Consider the following 20,010-nt stretch of genomic DNA (forward strand, 5'->3'; position numbering starts at 1 on the left):
TCGTTTAGCTTATTCTAATTTCTGTGCAAGCTTCTGTACTTCGGTCAATGGCGCCGCAGAACCATCACCAGTATTTACTACAATGGCATCGTTGACATTACTGAACAATGCCTCCAAATCTTCGTTTCCACTACTATCTAAACTTATCATATATCCTTCTTTTTCATCTCTGCCCGAATATATTTTTGTAAGCATGATGTATCCCTTCCCTTTTCCAATATCAAAGGAATACGTTTTCCCAGGAACAAATTTAGTATTCCCCGCATATCCTTGCGCTCCTTGTGGAAGGGTAAAAGTCAGCTTTCCATTCTCGACCTTCATATTATCAACAAACAACTCTTTTGCTAGCTCTGTATATCCAGCCTTCCACTTAAAGTCCGTGCTGTACATGTTATCATCACTCGGAACCGGATCTGGATCGGTCACTTCTTTTCCTGTACTAATGCTAACCAACTTATTGCTTTGATTCCAATTAACTGTGGCGCCAAGTGCTTCACTGACAAAGCGAAGCGGTACAAACACCCGGGAACCTTGAAGCCGGGCTGGTACATCCAATTTAACGATTGTTTCTCCAACCAATACGGTATCGGAATTAACCGGCATGCGAATCATCTTTCCGTTGAGTTCAACGTAAACCACCCGTTCTACCCGGCTACCAGTCGTCTCCTTTTTGTAGTCAACTTTTGCACCTAATGCCTCAGACACAAAACGGATTGGGATCAGCACTCGATTGTTTTCAAAATAAGGCTTTTCGTCCGGAAACGTTACTGTCTTCCCGTCAACCTGCACGGTTACATTTACTTTAGCTGCTGATACAGAGGATACAGCAAAACTAAATACCATAAGAACACTCATCAATATTAAAGATACTCTCTTCAAAATCATCATCTCCATTTCACATTTAGGGGCATACGCATACCCTATTGATTTCTAAAAAACTCCGAATACACAACATAGATTCCATTATAATCCAAACGACAATATCACTCAATTACCTTCAATTAATTCTCCCTCCTCTATATTGAAGCCTCTATAAAATGCGAAAAGCTCCACCGGACCTAAGCCAGTGGAGCCTAAAGATTTGTCATTTGTAAATGTCGCCGCGTATTTCAATCCACGCACTCACAAGGAGTTCGACGATTGCTTCTTTATGGTAAGTCAACCTGTAGCCCGAATTCACGCTTAGCTTCCTCCCCTGAAACAAACTCAGTCAAAGCTTTTAGTTGTCTCAGTTCTTCGTCGCTCAACGGTTCATTATCTGGTTCCAACCTGCTTATTTCATCCCAACCCATTTTATTCTCAGAACGGTCAATTAGGTATCGAAGGAAATCATATGCAGTGTTCTGATCTCACTCATTCAGATGATCAATTAATTTGTACAAATCCCTTTACGAGCCACCGTAGTCCTATCATTTCATTACTTAACATCTCGCTCATTGTATCATCATTTGGTCACTAAAAGAAAATACCCTCCAAAAATGAGGATATCTAAAATGTAAAATAATTCCATATTTTGATTTACAGCTTCGCTACTAGTTTAATTCTATTGTATACCTTGTGACGAGAAAATGCAAGATCGTTTGTTCGCATATTAGAACCGAGATGATTGTGAACATAATATCCGTGTATATGGTACATGCTGAAGTGAATAATATAAATTGGTGAATAACATCAGCGTGGCTAGATGACATGCCTTCCCCCTGTTGTAAATAGGTCGTTTTTACAACGGGGAACGACCAGTTGGGGCAGGACCAACATGTTATTCACCCCTTCTTTTTCTGTATCTTTGACGACTTATTATTGATTTTGTACGATAGGCAGGGTTGTTTTTAAAAAACGCCTCGTTAAGTCTTTGAGTTTCTTTATAATCCATTTCCTTAAAGATGGCTGCATTCGCAACCAGTCGTTTTATCATAACTCAACTTTCGCACCTTGAAAATTAGTGTTAAGCCTTGAAATGACTAGGATTTCTTATTGAAAAATCTCGTTCTTGACAGAAAAACACCTTTCCGTTTGGTAAAATGGAAGTGGATAGTCTTCCCATCCCAAACAGAAAGGTGCGTAACTCTATGGTACAACACAACTTCCTGTCTGAAAAGGGCCAAGAACGAATCTCGACTTTATTTTCCGCTTTGCAAATCGGACAACTGTTGCGCAAAGCCGGCATTTCCAAGTCGTTCGGATTGTCCAGTCTTGCCATCTTTCAGCTGATCTTTACGCTCGTGTTTGAAGGGCGCAATTGGTTTCGTCTTCTGCATAGCGACCGCCGCCAGTCGTTGCCTGGCAAAGATGTAGTCTATCGATTCTTAAACCATCCACGCTTTGCCTGGCGACGATTTTTGCATGCCTTGAGTCTGAAGGTCGTTCAGCATTTTGATTCCTTAACCTCTTCGTCCCGCGTTCGGACGTTCATCATTGATGATTCGGTTCTTCGCAGGGATCGCAGCAAGAAAGCCGAGTTGCTTGCCCGCATCTTCGATCATACGACGGGGAGATATGCTCGCGGCTACAACATGCTCACGCTCGGATGGTCGGATGGCTTCAGCTTTGCGCCCATCGATTTTGTCATGCTCAGCTCGGCCAAGCTGACGAATCGCTTTTGCGAGATGAAGGAACGTCTGTCCAAGCGTACCCAAGGCTACAAACGCCGCATCGAGGCGCTTTCACGCAAACCGGATGCCGTGGCGGCTCTGCTTGATCGAGCGATTCAGGCTGGATTTAGCGCTGACTTTGTCCTGATGGACAGTTGGTTTACCCAAGCGCCTCTGTTGCGTGAACTGATGGCGAAAGGTCTGCATGTCATTGGGATGGTCAAGGCGATGAAACAACGATACCGGTTCGACGGAAAAAGCCTGACGCTCCATGAACTGTATGCCCTGTTGCCAAAGCAGAAAAACAAAGAAATCCTTGGCTCGGTCATCGTTCAAACCGCCTGCGGTTTGCCGATCAAATTGGTCTTTGTGCAAAACCGCCATCGGCGGCGGGATTGGCTGGTTCTGCTCAGCACCGATTTGGCGTTGGAAGAGGCTGAAATCGTTCGCATCTACGGCATGCGTTGGAGCATTGAGACGTTCTTCAAATTTGCCAAATCGTACCTGAAGCTGGGAACGGAGTTTCAAGGTCGTTCGTTTGATATGCTCATCAGCCACACCACGATCGTGTTTACCCGTTATCTCGTAATGGAATGGGAACGCCGTCACAACAACGACGCGCGGTCGTTGGGCGGTCTGTTTTTCCTGTTTTCCGACGAAGTTCGAGACCTGGATCTCAAAACGGCTTTGCAGCATCTGATCGCATTTTTCATGGCGTTCACGGAAGCGAAATCCAAACGGGATCAGTCTGCCGTTGTATGTCAACTCCAGCAATGGATTGCGAGTTTGCCCAATTATATCAAGGCTTTGTTCGGAAAATTAAGCTGCGAAAGTTGAGTTAATACCTAAACTTCCTTCTCCCAAAGAAGATGATTTATCTCAAGGAATACTAGATTCAATTGATTTAGATAGCTACCGAGTCGAAGCTCGCGATTCTATGTCTCTTGTATTAGAAGATACTGACGCTGAGATTGGACCTGTACCTGCTGGTCGTGTAGGCGGCATAGTAGAGCCAGAAATGGATTTGCTTTCTAGCATTCTTTCATCATTTAATGATTTGTTCGGCAATATAGATTGGAACGATGCTGATAATGTTCGCCGTCAAATTCTTGAAATACCGGGAATGGTCACAAAAGATGAGCGCTATATTAATGCAATGAAAAATTCTGACAAGCAAAATGCGCGTATGGAAAGTGAACGCGCCCTTCAGTCGGTTATATTTAGTATAATGGCGGATAATATGGAGTTATTTAAGCAGTTTAATGATAATCCTTCGTTTAAGAAATGGCTGTCGGATCTCGTTTTCAATTTAACATACAACCCTGAAGGAAAGCCATTTGAAACTCCTTCCAATGATTCGAATAACAAATAAGCTATTATGCAGCGGAGGTAAAGTATTATGGCTACACGTGGAAAAAGTATAAATCTATTTTTAATGGACGGTACACCAAATGGTAGAATCAAATGCACACTGGCTAATTGGACAGGCGTAGCATACAAAATACCACGTCACGAAGCGCGCGCGACACGCAGCTGCCGACCGTCTGCCAGTCGATCCGCATATAGGCGGCGACCGCGCTCCGGGGCAGGCGTTCCGCCAGCCACGCGGCGGTCAGGTCGAACTGCCTGGTGAACCCGCTTCCCGGGTACGCCCACGGCACCGCGGCCGTCACCACCCCATGCTCCGGGCAGCGGACCCGGTGCGTCGTCGACTCGACCTCGACCAGGACGCCACCCCAGTCCAGTCCCCTCCACACGCGCGGCCTGCCCGAAGGCGTGTCATAGCCCGGGCAGCGCATCCCGCAGTGCGGGCAGTCGTCGCGATGCCACGCGTCGGGACGGACCCGTATGCGCAGGCGCATCACGCCGTCGCCATCCCTCCGCATGTCATGGCCCTCCACGACCGTATGCTTGACACCGAGCAGTTTCCTGAATAACGTAGCAACGGAAGCCATCTCATTCTCCCAGAAGGTAAAGGTTTGGACGCTGATACTCTACAGGAGACGGGATGGCTTTCGCAATACGCGAGATAACGACACAGGCAAGGCATTCCACCCACAATCATGCCCGAAGCCTCGTATTCTGCGGCGATTGTTTGGGTACGCAAAGCACAAGGCCCGAACCGTCGCCAGTTCGGGCCTTGTCAGGGTAGCTTGGCTGCGGACTTACTTGCGCGCAGGCGGCACATCCGTGCAGCTGCCATGCGCCACTTCCGCCGCCATGCCGATGCTCTCGCCCAGCGTCGGATGCGGGTGGATGGTCTTGCCGATGTCGACAGCGTCCGCACCCATCTCGATGGCCAGGGCGATCTCGCCGATCATGTCGCCCGCATGCGTGCCGACCATGCCGCCGCCCAGGATCTTGCCGTGGCCCCGGCCAGCATGGCCGTCTCCTGATCCTGCTTCGGGGCTGTCGTCGAACAGCAGCTTGGTGACGCCTTCGTCGCGGCCGTTGGCAATGGCGCGGCCCGAGGCCGCCCAGGGGAACAGGCCCTTCTTGACCTTGATGCCCTGCTGCTTGGCCTGGTCTTCGGTCAGGCCCACCCAGGCCACTTCGGGGTCGGTGTAGGCCACGCTGGGGATCACGCGGGCGTTGAAGGCGGCGCTGGCCAGTTCCTTGTTGCCCTGCAATTCGCCGGCGATCACTTCCGCCGCCACATGCGCCTCGTGCACCGCCTTGTGCGCCAGCATGGGCTGGCCCACGATGTCGCCGATGGCGAAGATGTGCGGCACATTGGTGCGCATCTGGATGTCCACGTTGATGAAACCGCGGTCCGTCACAGACACGCCGGCCTTGTCGGCAGCGATCTTCTTGCCGTTGGGGGTGCGGCCCACGGCCTGCAGCACCAGGTCGTAGGTGCCTTCGCTCTTCGTGCCGTCCAGGCCCTCGAACTGCACCTGGATGCCTTCGGGCGTGGCCTGGGCGCCCACGGTCTTGGTCTTGAGCAGGATGTTGTCGAAGCGGTGCTTGTTCATCTTCTCCCAGACCTTGACGAGGTCGCGGTCCGCGCCCTGCATCAGGCCGTCCATCATCTCGACCACGTCCAGGCGGGCGCCCAGCGTGCTGTACACCGTGCCCATTTCCAGGCCGATGATGCCGCCGCCGACGATGAGCATCTTTTGGGGCACGCCCTGCAGCGCCAGTGCGCCGGTGGAGTCCACCACGCGCGGATCGTCGGGCATGAAGGGCAGGCGCACGGCCTGGCTGCCAGCGGCGATGATGGCCTTCTTGAACGCCACCACCTTTTTGCTGCCGGTCTTGTCCTGGCCGGTGCCGGTGGTTTCGCGGGATCGGCGCTGTTGGTGAGCAGGGCGGCAGCGGAGGCTGCGGTGGCCGACAGCATCATCATTTCTCTGTCGCTTCTTATCAAATGACACCGTTGGCCCGACGCTCGGTGATCTTGCTAACCGAAGATTGGAGCAACTTTTGCAGAAACTCTTCAGTATGCTCCCAAGAAGAATCCAGTTTGTCCTCAGTAATAACGACCATATATTGCACTGGAGTTTTCTAACAGAATCGGCTAAAAGCAGTCCGTCGCTGCGCAGTCCCACGAAAGGATTTCGACGAAGCCAGGGCATAGGATGGCCCTAAGCAATCAAGGCCCCACGCGAGCGTCAACCGGGGCCGCCTCCCATTCGTCATTTCAACATTTCTACGGCCTTCGAGAGAAGTGCATACGTTTCAAACTGGGCGCTGTCGACCCATGGGTTGTTCCACGCACTCAACACTACTGCAACAACATCCTCCTTGGGATTGATGTAAATGAACTGACCGTAGATGCCTTCGGCGGTGAAGGGGCGGTCTTGAGCTGGAATTGTTGTATCCTTGCCCGGGAATGCCCACCATTGGTATCCATAGCCACGCGGGTCGCCTTCGTAAAGCGCTCCGTAGTTAGTTACTGGCGAATCGGGATGGCTAGCAAGAGCCCGCCACCCAAGCGGCAGAACAGCAGTGCCATTGACGACGCCTTCGCGTGAGAAGAACAAGCCGAACCTCCCGTAGTCTCGCAAGGTCGCGTTGATACCTTCGCCCCCCATTTCCAGTCCTCCTTCGGAATCCAGCTCCCAATAGCCATCGGCCTCCATGCCGAACGGTGCCCATACTTTCCGGGACAAATAATCACTCAAAGTTGTGCCAGTGGCCGCTGCAACTACTGCGCCTAGCACGTAACTGTCCCCTGTGCTGTAGTTAAACACACTGCCAGGGGCTGCCGCACGCGGGCGTGTGCGCATCAGTTCCATCACGCTGCCGCTTTTCCCAGACCCATACGCCTCGGCCAGGGCCTCGCCCAGTCGGTCAATGTCGGAGTCGCCCGTCCCGCTGTAGTCTTCGATCCAACGTACGCCGGAAGTCATCCGTAGCAGCTCACGTATTGTGTTCTGTTCATACGCGCTGCCTTTTAAAGCCGTCACATACCGCGTCACAGGATCGTCTAGGCTGGCAATGTGCCCATCCTTAAGCGCTGCGCCAACCAAGGTGGAGGTGACAGATTTGGCGACTGACCATGAAGTCCACCGAGACGTTTCGGTGTTGCCCATGCCATAGCGCTCCAGCGCGACTGCTCCGCCTTTCAAGATAAGCAATCCAGCGGTGCGATTGCGCTGCATGTAGTCATCCACGTTAGTGGTTTTCCCCGCATAGTCATATGTGAGGGACGCCAGCGAGACATGGTGCGGCTTCAGAGGCATGGTCGTGGCGCCACGCTTGATGGTACGTGTGTAAACAATTCGGTGGGCATTCCGGAAAGTTGCCGCCTGGTTTTCGGGAGTTATACTGGATAGGCTCGATGCAATTTGTTCCCGAGGCGCTTCGTTGCCTCCACTGCCGCCACAGGCGCCGAGAAGCGCTGCACCGGCGAGGATCGCGCCGACCTTCTTAGCCATTGTAGTCATGATCTGATACCATCCCAAATTGCTCATAGTTTTCCCTCCGTCACTTTTTACTCTTTATGATTTTCGCAAGCCAAGCACCAGCAGCGCCAACAAAAGCCGGTGTTGCAAGTGGCATGATAATCGCTTCTGCGGCAGCCATTCCAATTAGTGCAGCGAGGCCACCGATCATTGCTGCATTATCTAATCCGGTTTTAGTCGCCCCCTCAACAAATGCCTGAGCCTTTTTTATATCTGATTCAGACAGCTTACTTGAATTGAGGCAAAGGTTCGCTGTCGATATCAAGACTTTATCATCCGGTCGTTCAGCCATCTCATAGTCCAGAACAGCGCGGATTGCTATGTACTGAGTCTTGCTCATTACGGTCTTTTTATTCTCAAGATTGCAAATGGTCTGCTTAGTGACTCCGATCATGTCTCCAAATTCCTCTGCCGACCAGCCACCCGCTTTCCTTATCAGCAATAAATTATCTTGGAGTTTAGCAATCTCGCCTTCGGTATAGTTCTTCATCTCGGCACCTCCTTGTATATAAGGTATCACATAATTTTTACTTTTTCAAATATTTTGACACTGTTCTTTAATTTTACCCCGTAAAACTCCAAAAAAAACGCTCTCTACCTTAGCAAAAAGCTATAGATAAAGAGCGCCTTTTCCTACACTACATCTAAACCACAGCCTCAACCCGCTGTTATCCAAATCACTAACTCAACCCTGCCGCAAAAACATCTAAATCACTAACTCAACCCGGTGACATCTAAATGGCCTACTCAACCCTCCGACCGGAGCGATTGATATGTTCTGACAGAGCGATTTTTACGGTCAAATCCGCCCACTGCCACAGACTGTCAGACACCCGAAAAGGCCGGAAATACGGCACTTTTTCGTCGGTCAGTCCTTAACCCTTGACATCAATGCTACCGTCTCCACATGTGTTGACTGCCGACCGTAGCACAGTACCTTACAAGATGGCCGCCCGAGGGACGGGCGGCTGACTGACATTCGATTCCAGTCTTACATTATTTAGCATTCGCCATAAGTTCATTCAAGATTTTCGAAGTACCGGCGAAGCGGTAGTACAGCTTTACCGTACCGTCCGCCGCCACTTCGATTTTTTCAATGAATCGGTTGATCACTTCACGGTTGATCTCCTTGAACTCCAACGCGCTGGCGACGATACCCCTGATTTTATCCAGCTTGTTCCCGTCCACGGATTCCGACAAGGAAGCTTCGAGTTGTTCTTTACGCTCCAACAATTTTTGCATTTCCGCATCCTTCGCGGCCACGAAGTCGTTGTAGTCCTCCTTGGAAATGGCTTCCTCGAGGTACTTCGCAAGCGCCTTGCTCTTCAGCTTTTTGATGTTCTCCATCTTCTCTGTGCAGGCCTTCAATTCCTTCTCAAGCTTTGCCTTCGCCTTGCCGAGCTTTGCACTGACCATGTTGTAGAGCGACTGGTCATCGAACAGTTTGGACAGCCGCTGCAAATCTTCCCGGATAATGCCCACCAGTGCGGCTTCCCGGATGCGATGCTTGGAACAAGCTTTTTCGCCCAACTTATCGCTGCGCCCGCAGATGTAACAAGCGCCGTTCCGCTTGTAATGGAAGCCGCTGCCGCAGTCCGGGCAGAAGATGATCCCTGTAAAGAGATGCACATTCTGATGGGGTCTGCTGCAAACCTCCGGATTGTTAAGGGACTTTTTCCGATTGAAGGCGATCAACTGCTGCACGGATTCGAACAACTCTCTGGAGATGATCGGCTCGTGCGTGTCCCTGACCACAATATACTCCGTTTTCGGTTTCTCCTTGCGGGAAGTATTGGTGACGCTGATCGTGCTTTGCCGGCACTGCACCAAGTCACCCGTGTAATGCGGATTCTCCAGAATTTTGCGGACCGAGGAACCGTGCCAGAACAGGGTCGCGTTTTTCTTGCCCGCGACCATGGAGGGGGTCGGCACCCCCTCCTCGAACAGTTCACGGGCGATGGCATCGAAACCCTTCCCGCCGAGATAACTCAGGAAAATACGCTTTACAATGTCCGGCGTGCCGTCGTCGCTGACATACAATTTCCCGTTCCGCACGACGTAACCATAGGGCGGGACGGAACCTTGGAACTCTCCTCGTTTCGATTTAGTTTCCAAAGCTGCCTTAATCCGTTCGCTGACCCGCTGCGCCTCTTGCTCGTAAATCCAGGCAAATAAACCGAACATGTGCGTGTTTCCCGTGGTGGTATCAATCGCCCCGTCCATCGTGATGAGATGGATGCCGTGCTTTTCGATGATCTCCTTGATTTCCAAAGCCAGCTTTTGATTCCGGGCGAGCCGGGACAGTTCTTTCGCCAAGATGACGTCGAATTTTTTTGCCTTGGCGTCGGCGATCAGGCGTTTCATTTCTTTCCGGTCGGCCTTTGTACCTGATTCCTGTTCCGTGTAGATTTCGACGATATCCCACCCCCTTGCCTTCACATACTCTTCGAAGTAGTCTTTTTGGTTCTTCAGCGAATTTTCCTGCACTTCCTTCGTGGTCGAGACGCGCCTGACAATAGCTGCTCTCATTGGCGACTACCCCCTTCAACAGGAATAGCCGCATTTACCCGTTCGTCATGATAACTTGAATTTGCGTACTTTTCCACATGTTCTTCGATCATGCTTTGGACGAGTTCCTCGAAGGTGATCGAACCCGCCGGGCCAAAGTACCGCTCCACCGGTATCTGAGACATGTTGCTCTGTTTGGGAGCGCCCGATTTCACCGGCTGCCATTTTGCGATAGCACTCATCTCAATGACCCCCCTCGGCAGAAGCGAGCTCCATCTGTTCGCGGCGGGATTTGAGTTCACGGTACAACACCGTCTTGCTGATCTCGCAGAGCTCGCAAATTTCCCGGATGGAATGCGTCCGGGCCTCGTACAGGCGGATCGCCTTCTCAATCTTGCGCTTGTCGGTTTTCTTCCGTCCGCCGACGCGTCCCCGCGCCCGTGCGGCGGCGATCCCATGCCGGATGCGGGCACGGATCGTCTCCCGTTCGAACTCCGTAAGCGCGATCAGAAGATTCACAAAGAGCTTTCCGTTCGGCGTCGAACAATCGACTTTCTCCTTGTGGCTGACCAGTGTGATTCCTTTTTCCTGCCATTCGCTCAGCAACTTGGTCAGATCCCAACTGCTCCGCGACAGGCGCGACAGGGATTCGACATACACCGTGTCGCCGGGGCGCAACACCAGTTGAAGCTGATTGAGCGCCTCGCGGTCGGCTTTCGCGCCGCTCGCCTTGTCGACGAAGATGTCCTCCGGCGGAATGCCGTAGTGTTGGGTCAACAGATCGATCTGACGGTCTTCGTTCTGCGCCGTCGTGCTGACCCGCGCGTACCCGAATTTCTTGCCTTGATTTGTTTCCATTGAGCTACCTCCTTTTGAGTTGGTGCCCAATGTGGATTTGCGTCCGGCGAGGGCCGGAGCACCTTCAAAAATCGGCTTCCCATTCCCGAAACCGGTGGATTTTCGGGAAAAAGGAATCGGGAAAGCAAACGGGACGGTTGCAGTCTGCTGGAGGGGCGAAACTCGGGGGGCCGGCGTTCCCGTCCCAAAAACTATAGTTTTTGCAACCGGGGTGATCGGGCGGGTCATGCAAACGTGGTGGAGAACATATTCCCGAATGGCGGCGGCGGAAATTGTCCCGCAAACATCGACAAGTATCCCCGCGCCGGAACATTAACTTTCCGTGATTTTCGCTCCTTGCGGAGCGCGAGAGTGGCGGCCCAAGCGCCGGAAATGCGGCAAAGAGCAGGAAAAAGCGATGAATGCAACGTGAAATGAACAGGCTAAAATTATCGCTGAACATTAACACCCGTCCCTTTGATTTGGGACCATTTCGCTCCCGATAACCCCTGCGGTAACCAAACGGAAACGGGAGCTCATGCGCAAAAAAAAAAAAAAAAGAAGGCCCCCCATCCACGGAGGGTATCCTTCTCGCTGCTGCGATTACGATTTCGGGTCGCTGATGTGGACGATTTTGTGCAGGGGAACCGGCTGGAACTTGCCCGTCTCCAGATTCGGCAGATTCATGACCCCCAGCTTGGATTTGCCCCGGTGCCAGTCGCGGGGGAAGAAGTGCGCCGCCCGATCCGGGTCGACGCCGAACCGCGAAACGAGCACTTCCGGGCGCAGGGTGGTCGGGATCTGCTGGACGGTTTTCCCTTGCTTGTACGCGATCTCGACTTTCTCATTCCGCAAGTAGTTGATCAGCTTGATTCGAAACGTGTGGAGAATGAAGTAGGGAAGCAGTTTCGTTTCGGTGGGAATCGTTGTCCGTTCGAGCGAGTACCCCTCCTCGGAAGGAACGACGCGCAGGACGACGAACCGGCCATTCAGAATCTCCTCATAACTAGGCGTCGCTTCTGCAAGCTGGCGCGTGATGCCGACTTGCTGATGCTCCGGCACCAGTTCCGGGAACAGGCCGCGCAACGCCGCAGGGCTCTTGGTAACCCAGCTCAGGTCGCCGTTTGAATGGCCAGCCACCACGATGGACGAGCAAAGCAGATACTGATTGAGCATGGCAGTCAGTTGGAAACGGGCGCAACGATCGGGAACGCGTTCGCCCATCTCGCGCAGGATATCGGCCTGTTTCTGCGCGGCGGCGTGCAAAGGAACGAACTTCAGCGGAGCATAGAGATCGATATGCCCCACCAGTTGCATATGCTTTACGTTCTCAAACACGGCGTCCATGAAGGGCGTTTCCACACGGCCTTGCTGGGTGACATGCTGTACCCCGCGATAATCACACGGGTGACGGTGGATGTTCATGGCGATCATGGCCTCCTTCGGATTTCAAGATTTCACGTTCACTGCATGTTGCGCGGCGGGTTGCCCCAAGCGGGAGAGAAAAACGCGCGGAACAGGGCGAGCGCCAGCAAGGAGTCGGCGTCCCGCCGCTTGTGTCTGAAAATAGCTGCTGATTCAAACCGGGCTATGCGGCAGATCGTCCGCGAATTGGATGCAAGGACCAGCGTCTTGCAACATGGATGCGTCGTACTGACCGGACAGAAGACCGTCGATGGCGGTGCAAATCTGTGCCCGCGCTGCCTTGTCGCGAGGATCATCGGATTGGAGAATGGCCAACAAATGCTCAACTTTCTCACGATTCGGCTCCGTGTCGCGCTCGATGCGCAAAATGGAGAGCGAAGCCAGAAAACGGAGTTCCGTTTCGCAGTCTTCCAAACGAAACTCGCCGCGTTTGGGCTTGAATTGATGGAAGACTTCGGTCGGGAGAATCCTGGAATCGGAGCACCCCAATTCATCCATGACGCGCAGGGCGGAAGCATAGTCGCCCGACAAGTAGTGGACAAGCGCGACGGAAAATCTGCCGAGCAGTTTCTGGTTGACAATCTGAAGCATGAAATCGATGGTTTTCTGTTCCAATTTGAAAAGCGCGGCGGTCTCCTCCGGCGTCATGCCCATGAGCACGGCTTTCACGACCGGCAACCAAACCTGATGCTTCCTCCAGTCGATGCCGAGAACATAGGCTTCGAGCCGCGCCGCCGCGTCCAGCTTCTCCGCCGACGGTACCCCTGCGCGGCTGATGGAATGCAACGCGTAAGCCAGCGTTGCAAGGGGGTCGAACTTCCTCATTGTGATCACCTCCTGATGCGGAAATCCCCCCAATCTATTTTCCTGTCCGGCGAACGGGAAAGCGTTTGATATCTGGGAGCAGTGATCTGACAAATCCCTGTGTTGTCCGAGTGGCCAATATATAATGAAGAAACAGGATGGACAAATACTCCGAAGACGAAAAGTCCGCCGGAAATCGGCATACTGCTGCCGGAAGAACGGACCGCCTTCTGTTTCCGGGCTTGCCCGGCATGTTTACCTCCAACCCGCAAGAATCGCGGAGTAACAGAAGTAGTACCGCCAAAGAAACGGATGGAATCCCGTTTCGCGATCAACCGGCCAACCGGCGAATGGTCGGCCTTTGTCACAGACGGACGGGCATTCTCCCGCTAAACCTGCGACCGGTATTGATCCCAAGCGCCGAGCGTGGGCGGCATCTGCGCCTTTGCGCGTTTCCCGCCGAAAGCCCCCTGCGTAAAAGGGAACAGGCGTTTCTCCGGAAATCTCAACCAGTGTGTTTCCCGCCTACCTCCATCGTTATCTCCTCCGGTACTTGCGTTCCTCCCTTGTTACCAACCGAAAATAGCGCGTGCGGTTGTATCCGTATCGCGCTTTTTGGTTTCGTTGTGCGCGTGTTGCGGAATACGATGCGCGTTTTGGGCATGATGCGGGTACGTTTTTTGAATTTGCGATACGTTTTCGCCTGATCGGCACCCTTTTGCACAAAAAAATTTTGCGATATTGAGGTTTTTTCGAAGGACTTTGCGTTGCTTTTTCGGAGTTGCGGACGGACTGGATTTATCTCCTTTAGGTTCACGCGAGAGTTGTGACTCTCCATTAAAATCTGAGGAGGTACACCGCTCATGAATGCATCTGAAAAAGCAACGCGATTTGAGCAAGAGAAACAATCGTTTTCCGGAAGCGAGAAGAAGCTCCCAAAAGATTTGCTCTTGGAAAAGGTCGACATCAAGTTGTTTCGCGGCGACTACCCCAATGAACCCGCTCCAGTGTTTGCCGTTCAGTTGCGGCCCAAAATGAAAGGAAATAACAAACCCATGATCTACCTTGAAAGCCAGCTCCTCACCTGTTCGAAGGAGATGCGGATAGAATTACGTAAATTCCACGGTTTGGATTCGGAATACGACTACCTGTTGCATGTGGTCAGCGATATGAAAAACCAGCAAGACTACACCGTCGTACCCAACCTCTACGCCTTGATGTATCCATGCGCCGAGTACAAAAAAGGGGTTGAATTGTATGGAACGATTTGTAGAAACATTCAAAGCCAACTTCATCGTTTTCCCCTGCTCAGCGAGAAAAAGTATCAAAAGGGTGACCCCGGTTTGATTTTGGATACCCGAACATTCGCCGGCCAGAATGCCGTCGCTATTCCTTCTGAAACGCTATACGCCCTATTGGGTTGGGAAAAAAGCAAAAGTACTGAGCAGAATTTGTTGGAAGTGTGCGAATCCTGGGTCGAGCTTGGTTATCTCATCAAAAAGTCGGAAGGCCATTACACCTATCCGTTCCTCGGAAAAACACGGTTTTATATTTTCAAACTGCCGGATGGTGAAGTTGTCGAATGAGCAGGAAGAAGCTTGAAGACGATTTTTACTACCCCGACACCGAACACGAAGACAGCCTTGTTCCCTATGTGGGAGGAAAAGCCGCGCTGATCGGCCACATCGTGCCGGTAATCGACTATGCCATCCGGCATTACAAACTGAACGAGTTCCATGAGTTGTGCGGCGGGGGAGCGCGAATGCTCCTCAACCTCCCCTTCGGGGGCTTGCATAAGCGCGTCTACAACGACATTGACACCGGCATGGCGGCACTCTTTTACTGCTGCTCCAACCTGGGGCTTAGCTATCGGCTGACGAAACGGCTGCTCCAAGAAGGAATCGGCGAGGAAGTTTTCCAAGAAGCGAAACGGCTGTGCAAAGAGGGTGTCTTGGGCGAGAACGGCTATGACATGGTCACCGCTGCCGCCTGCGCCTATATCGCCATCCGGCAAAGCGAACGAAGCATGCAAAAAAAGTACAAACAATCGCTTTACTGGAAGAACTACCGGAAACACGTTTGCGAACTTCACTCGTTTTACCAAACCTTGAGAGGGATCGAGGTCACCAATGACGATGTTTTCCGCATTCTTGCGTCCGATTACGATTGGAGCAAAAGTTTCATCTATCTCGACCCTCCGTATCACGAAGAAGCGATGGCCACAAAGAAGCATTACCGGAACAACTGGAAGAAAGAACACCATGACCGGCTGGTGGAACTGCTTCTTGAGCGCCCGCTCGGCAAGGTCGCACTGAGCGGGCTGGATAATTCCAGTTACGTGCGACTCGAAGAAGCCGGGTGGAAGAAGATCCCTCTCAAGAACTTGCGCGTGAAGCTGTCCTCGAAGGGCCGCCACCAGTTGGAGCAGCTTTGGATCAACTTCGACATTCCTTTCTGGTTGGAAGTCAAAGTGCGAGAATTCTTGTAGTGCGGAAACGCTGCGCCCCACCGGGGCGCAGCGTGTTCAGCCTGCCCCGATTCCCTTTACCTTCGGAATTTTGGCGGACGGTTTACTTTTATGAATCACGCCGTTAAACAGAAAAGTACTATATTTCGGGATGAACGTCACCGGAAGCGAATGTTCCGTTTCGCCAAACCGCTCCTTCAGTATATACAGTTCCATGTGCTGTTCCGGCTTACTCCGCTCTTTTTTCTCGTCGTACCCCTCGCTATGCACCGCTCGAAACTGCAGGGCAATGGCGACGCTGGTGGCATACTCGATCAGGCCGCTCTCCTTCAGGCTGTCCAAGCGGAGCGGTTGGCCGTATTTGTCGCGGGAAACGCTGGAGATGGCCAGCACCGGAATGCCATGCTGTTCGATTCGTTCCTGAAGCATTCGCACGACCGCATTAACCTGTTCGCGTTCGCTGCCTTTCCCGTCGACCTGAACATTTTGCAAGTAGTCCAAGATGATGACAGGCGGATGTTCGTAGGTGGGGCTTGCCGCAAACAGCGCCGCATAACCGTCGATGAGATACCCCAACGCGTCCACGTCACGCGCCGCATGACCGGTTTCAATGAACAGGTGTTTGGTCTCGGTCAGGTACAGGGAAGCCACCTTTTGAAAAGCGGCATTTTCGCGCAAATGCTTCTCGCCCGACAAGATTTCCCTCGCCGTCCAGCCGCCCTTTCCTTTGGTCAACTCATAGGAGATGCCACTCATCATCTTGGCCATCAGTTCACTGTCAGCCATGTCGTTGCAGATATAAATGGTTCCGAACCCCTGCTTGGAAAGCGAGCGTCCGATCTGGAGCGCCAACGTGGATTTTCCTCTGCCCGGCGGAGCGGCGATCACGGTCAGCCCCGCATGCAGTCCTCCGCCCAGCATATCGTCGAGCGGCTTAAAGCCGGTCGGGTAGGTCAAGCTGGCGTTACCCCACAATCGCTGGAGAACCGCTCGTTCTGGAGCTCCTTCCGACCTCAATTTCAAATATTTGTCGGCAACAATGAACATTTCACCCTGGGGCACATTCGCTTCCTTAAGCAACTGGATAAACTCCGGGATGGGGAGCAAATACGCCTCCCAGTTCAGTTCCAGTTTGTTGCCGATCCAGTGCCCATACACTTTATCGTTCATTACAATGGGTTGAATCTCGTTGACCGTAGTCATGGTTATTCCTCCTCATTGTCAAATTTGGGGGGTGGAGCATCGCGGGATGCCCCACCGGTTTATGGATGTTCGGCTAATCAAGACTGGACGGAACGCACCAGCGCCTCCAGCGCGGCGATCGTCCGCGCCTTGTCGAGCACCATGAGTTCGCCAACGTCCTTTTTCCGATGCAAAAACGCCTGCGGGCTGTCGGGCGGCGCGTCGTAGTCGAAGCGATAGAAGGAAACTCCAGATTTTTTGATCGCATCGCAAACCGCTACAGCGGCATCCCGGCCATCCCGATCATTATCCAGCAGGATGATGAGCGACAGTCCCTCCGGGAGCGGCCTGCTGTACAAGGCGCGAACCAGCGCGCCGGGTGTTTTGCCGTTGAGTGCGACGGCGAAGAAACCCTCTTGTTCGAGCAGGATCGCGTCCAGCGCGGATTCGACGACGAACACAATCCCCGGTTCCGCGAGGCGGGAACCGTTGAACAGTTCCACGTCTACCCCCTTCAGCTTGAAGGACTTCGGGTATTCTTTTATGCCCTTGACCATGAGTTTCCGTTCTACGAATCGGCCCGTGCAGGGAATGACCACGTATTTGGTGCCGTCGTCCAAACGCCAGACCTTAAGGTCGAACTTGAGCATGCTCGGGATCGTGATCCGTTTCTTCAGGAGCAGCTCCACCACCTGGGGATCGGTCAGAACCGTCTGGTAGGGTTGCGAATGGTTCAGCATCGGTTCCACCAGCAGTTCCTCGGCCTTTCGGAGTTTCCCCCAAAAGTTGGGGATGTGGAACAGCTTGCCGATGATGTCGATGATGTCCCAATGGTACTCGATGTTTTCACCGGTTTCCCCGCGTCTTTCCCGGCAAGCGAAGCAGATGAAATTCCCGTCTTTTGCATAGAACGCCATGGACGGGTGATGGTCGTCATGATTGAAGCAAAGGAGATTCCCGCCGCTTTTGACATCCACGCCGCAAAGCTGCAAGAGAATGGAGGCGTGCATGCGTAATTTCTTTATCTTTGCTTCGGTATCATTCGACAAATACTCCTCGTGCGGAATGCGCGGCAAGGCGGGAAGGCCTTCCGCCTGTGCCAGAAGGAAGGCGCAAAGTTGATCGAACCAGACCGCTCTTGGATTGGTGTTCATTTCAGGAATGACGTTCATTTCGATTCCCCTTTCTTCGTTACCGGTGGCTTGCGCCAGAGCATAATGCGTGATCGTTCGTTTTTGACCGACAGCTTCTTCTCCCAGACAATCGTCAGGTTCGGGTACCGACTGGACAGGTCGCTGACTTCGGTTACCAAGAATTTGGCCCTTTTCAGTGTTTCGCGCAGGTAACGGTTGCGGTACGAAACCGGTTTGGATTCGTCCCGGAGCGCTCTGCCGAAAGCGGGCACCCGTTTCATGAGCGTTTCCAAGGAAATCTCCCGCACGTCCTTGTCGCTGCTCATCGTCTCCAGCAGAAACGCAAACTCCATCGCGATCAGGGCCGCCTGCTTGTTCCGCTGGCGGAGGAAGGCGAGCGGGACGCTGGTCAGCCGGAACTTGAAGCCGGTCTCGGACAACTGATGGCACTCCGCGATCAGTGCGTTCAGGGCATGATGGAAATACTCGCTGGAAAGCCGCAAACGGCCATCGGAAAGCGGCTCGATCTGGAGCAGCGGGAATACTCCTTTTCCCAAAACCCAACCGAAGACGGACTCGAAGCTTTCAAGCGTCTCCCGGAGCGGGTAGCCCTTGCCGCCTTTGCTGATTTCAAGGAATTCGTACAGATCGGTGATCCGGCAGTCCTCAAAAGTACGGTTGCGGATATCCCCCTTGAAGTAGAAGAAAGAAAAGAGGCCGTACACCATCAGGGGATCGCGAAGGTCGCCGTTCGCTTTCACCAGTTGGTAAAGTTCATCATCGCTCAAGGCGCGGCCATCTTTGTACAACCGCCCGCCGCGGCAGAAGTACCCCGATTCGGCGGGACAAATCAGAACCGCAAACCGGTTATCGCCTGTAACGACCGTGCGGAGCATATCCCGAAAGTACGGAAACGACGGAACAAACATCGGATTGCTCTTTTGCGTCTGTTCAACCATGTGGATTCACCCCCTTTGATTCGTGATTTGGTGTTGCTATTCAGTTTTCAAGGAACACATGCTTTTGCGTCGCGAACAATTTCTATCGCAAAAGCTATTGAGTATACATCCAACTCCGGTTTCCAAACCAAAAATGCAAGGTTGAATCCGCCGAAAATAAAAAAATATCCGCACGAAGAAGTCTGCAGTACGCACGGGATTCCTGGGTATCGCCCTCAATTCGGCGAAAAAGGTCGGGGATTTTGCTGTATACGGCGCAAACAAGCGCAAAATACCCTCGAGAACACGCAAAACACATCATGAGGACGGCGGAAACGTATCTTGCAGGCATAACGGGGCGGTCAAGCGCCGGAAGGGAAAGTCGCGGCTATGCGGCTATATAATAAGGAAGAAACGGATCGGCATCCGTTTGCAGGGAAAGCGGCGCGGGAGAAGGAATAGGCGGAGAGAAGCCGGTATTGAGGCGGCGCGGAGGCGGCAATGAAGCGGCTATGCGGTGGCAACGGGATGGCAACGGCGGGGACACGGTACCCCCGAACCAGATCGGAAACTGAACACGGGTACCGGTTTGAACGCGGCAACAGGGCGGCATGGAGGCGGAAAGGAAGCGGATTTTTAGCGGTAAAAAGCGCCCCCGCCGCACTGAAGCGAAGCGATGCGTCCGGCTGAAAGCACCCCAGATTCGGGGCGAAAATGGCGCAAAAATCGGTACGAAGACGGCGCTCACCCTGATCAGCAACGTGCAGAGGAAAAAGCCCATGTCGGCACGGAAGGCGGCGAAGTCAGGGCGCAGGCCCCCAACTCGCGCGCGGGGCGGGAATTTCGCCGCTTTGTCTGTTTAGCGTTACTGTGTCTGTGTGGTATGGGTTAGGTATGGGTAGGATGGGTACTGAACTATGAAAAATGCTCTTAAGACTTTAATGACTTTAAATCCTTTAAAACTTAAAAGACTTAAAGACTAATCAGCTAGCCCCCTTTGGGCTTCGGAGTTATTTTTTGGGTTTTCCATAAGGGGGGCTTGCCGAAGGCAAGAACCCCGTTCCTTATGGTTCTTATAGGTCTTTTTATCAGCCCCCCCGCCCTGAATCCCGAAAACCCGCGTGCGGCAAGGGTTTTCGCGTCCCGAAACATCCCGGAACGTGCATTATTCCCCCTGCCTTCCGTGCAACTTTCCCCCTCGACCTCCCATTTCAT

The 20,010-nt window shown here is 52.7% G+C and carries 17 protein-coding genes; 4 read left to right on the forward strand and 13 right to left on the reverse strand.

Annotated features, from left to right (window positions below):
- Nucleotides 1-9: 9 nt before the first annotated feature.
- Nucleotides 10-885, reverse strand: coding sequence for a copper amine oxidase N-terminal domain-containing protein (locus ACSFXJ_RS19665; protein ID WP_435925816.1), 876 nt, complete (start codon nucleotides 883-885; stop codon nucleotides 10-12).
- A gap of 1,184 nt (nucleotides 886-2,069) precedes the next feature.
- Between ACSFXJ_RS19665 and ACSFXJ_RS19670 the strand changes: the two genes are divergently transcribed.
- On the forward strand, nucleotides 2,070-3,428 hold the full coding sequence (locus tag ACSFXJ_RS19670; protein ID WP_435922015.1) for an IS4 family transposase: 1,359 nt from the start codon (nucleotides 2,070-2,072) through the stop codon (nucleotides 3,426-3,428).
- Between the two features lie 100 nt (nucleotides 3,429-3,528).
- The gene (locus ACSFXJ_RS19675; protein WP_435922081.1) at nucleotides 3,529-3,963 is read left to right on the forward strand and encodes a hypothetical protein; all 435 of its coding nucleotides are present in this window, start codon (nucleotides 3,529-3,531) and stop codon (nucleotides 3,961-3,963) included.
- Between the two features lie 103 nt (nucleotides 3,964-4,066).
- Here the strand turns inward: ACSFXJ_RS19675 and ACSFXJ_RS19680 are convergent, their stop codons facing one another.
- From ACSFXJ_RS19680 to ACSFXJ_RS19720, 9 genes are all read right to left on the reverse strand, one after another.
- Nucleotides 4,067-4,546: a helix-turn-helix domain-containing protein gene (locus tag ACSFXJ_RS19680; RefSeq protein WP_435922082.1), complete on the reverse strand. Its 480-nt coding sequence runs from the start codon at nucleotides 4,544-4,546 to the stop codon at nucleotides 4,067-4,069.
- A 210-nt stretch (nucleotides 4,547-4,756) separates the two neighbouring features.
- Nucleotides 4,757-5,968: a dihydrolipoyl dehydrogenase family protein gene (locus ACSFXJ_RS19685; protein ID WP_435922083.1), complete on the reverse strand. Its 1,212-nt coding sequence runs from the start codon at nucleotides 5,966-5,968 to the stop codon at nucleotides 4,757-4,759.
- Nucleotides 5,969-6,229: 261 nt separating this feature from the next.
- Entirely contained in the window at nucleotides 6,230-7,510 is a 1,281-nt protein-coding gene (locus ACSFXJ_RS19690) for a serine hydrolase domain-containing protein (RefSeq protein WP_435922084.1), read from the reverse strand.
- A gap of 13 nt (nucleotides 7,511-7,523) precedes the next feature.
- Nucleotides 7,524-7,991 carry a helix-turn-helix transcriptional regulator gene (locus ACSFXJ_RS19695; protein ID WP_435922085.1) on the reverse strand — a complete coding sequence of 156 codons (468 nt, stop codon included), beginning with the start codon at nucleotides 7,989-7,991 and terminating at the stop codon, nucleotides 7,524-7,526.
- A 506-nt stretch (nucleotides 7,992-8,497) separates the two neighbouring features.
- A complete protein-coding gene (locus tag ACSFXJ_RS19700; protein WP_435922086.1) occupies nucleotides 8,498-10,030 on the reverse strand; it encodes a recombinase family protein in 1,533 nt (510 codons plus the stop codon).
- Entirely contained in the window at nucleotides 10,027-10,251 is a 225-nt protein-coding gene (locus ACSFXJ_RS19705; RefSeq protein WP_435922087.1) for a hypothetical protein, read from the reverse strand. Before ACSFXJ_RS19705 ends, ACSFXJ_RS19700 begins: the two co-directional genes overlap by 4 nt.
- Nucleotide 10,252: 1 nt before the next feature.
- Nucleotides 10,253-10,867 (reverse strand): recombinase family protein, encoded by a 615-nt coding sequence (locus ACSFXJ_RS19710; RefSeq protein WP_435922088.1) that lies wholly within the window; start codon nucleotides 10,865-10,867, stop codon nucleotides 10,253-10,255.
- A gap of 582 nt (nucleotides 10,868-11,449) precedes the next feature.
- The gene (locus tag ACSFXJ_RS19715) at nucleotides 11,450-12,280 is read right to left on the reverse strand and encodes a hypothetical protein (RefSeq protein WP_435922089.1); all 831 of its coding nucleotides are present in this window, start codon (nucleotides 12,278-12,280) and stop codon (nucleotides 11,450-11,452) included.
- A 144-nt stretch (nucleotides 12,281-12,424) separates the two neighbouring features.
- On the reverse strand, nucleotides 12,425-13,096 hold the full coding sequence (locus tag ACSFXJ_RS19720) for a hypothetical protein (RefSeq protein WP_435922090.1): 672 nt from the start codon (nucleotides 13,094-13,096) through the stop codon (nucleotides 12,425-12,427).
- A gap of 842 nt (nucleotides 13,097-13,938) precedes the next feature.
- Here ACSFXJ_RS19720 and ACSFXJ_RS19725 point away from each other — a divergent pair.
- The gene (locus tag ACSFXJ_RS19725) at nucleotides 13,939-14,661 is read left to right on the forward strand and encodes a hypothetical protein (RefSeq protein WP_435922091.1); all 723 of its coding nucleotides are present in this window, start codon (nucleotides 13,939-13,941) and stop codon (nucleotides 14,659-14,661) included.
- The gene (locus ACSFXJ_RS19730) at nucleotides 14,658-15,563 is read left to right on the forward strand and encodes a DNA adenine methylase (RefSeq protein ID WP_435922092.1); all 906 of its coding nucleotides are present in this window, start codon (nucleotides 14,658-14,660) and stop codon (nucleotides 15,561-15,563) included. Before ACSFXJ_RS19725 ends, ACSFXJ_RS19730 begins: the two co-directional genes overlap by 4 nt.
- Nucleotides 15,564-15,599: 36 nt before the next feature.
- Here the strand turns inward: ACSFXJ_RS19730 and ACSFXJ_RS19735 are convergent, their stop codons facing one another.
- The 3 genes from ACSFXJ_RS19735 to ACSFXJ_RS19745 all read right to left on the reverse strand — a co-directional run bounded on the left by ACSFXJ_RS19735 (nucleotide 15,600) and on the right by ACSFXJ_RS19745 (nucleotide 18,816).
- The gene (locus ACSFXJ_RS19735; RefSeq protein WP_435922093.1) at nucleotides 15,600-16,745 is read right to left on the reverse strand and encodes a DnaB-like helicase C-terminal domain-containing protein; all 1,146 of its coding nucleotides are present in this window, start codon (nucleotides 16,743-16,745) and stop codon (nucleotides 15,600-15,602) included.
- A 77-nt stretch (nucleotides 16,746-16,822) separates the two neighbouring features.
- On the reverse strand, nucleotides 16,823-17,896 hold the full coding sequence (locus tag ACSFXJ_RS19740) for a toprim domain-containing protein (protein WP_435922094.1): 1,074 nt from the start codon (nucleotides 17,894-17,896) through the stop codon (nucleotides 16,823-16,825).
- A complete protein-coding gene (locus ACSFXJ_RS19745) occupies nucleotides 17,893-18,816 on the reverse strand; it encodes a hypothetical protein (RefSeq protein WP_435922095.1) in 924 nt (307 codons plus the stop codon). The genes ACSFXJ_RS19740 and ACSFXJ_RS19745 overlap by 4 nt, the downstream gene beginning before the upstream one ends.
- Nucleotides 18,817-20,010 lie beyond the last annotated feature (1,194 nt).

Source organism: Paenibacillus salivarius, assembly GCF_051307165.1.
Taxonomy (GTDB): Bacteria; Bacillota; Bacilli; order Paenibacillales; family Paenibacillaceae; genus Fontibacillus.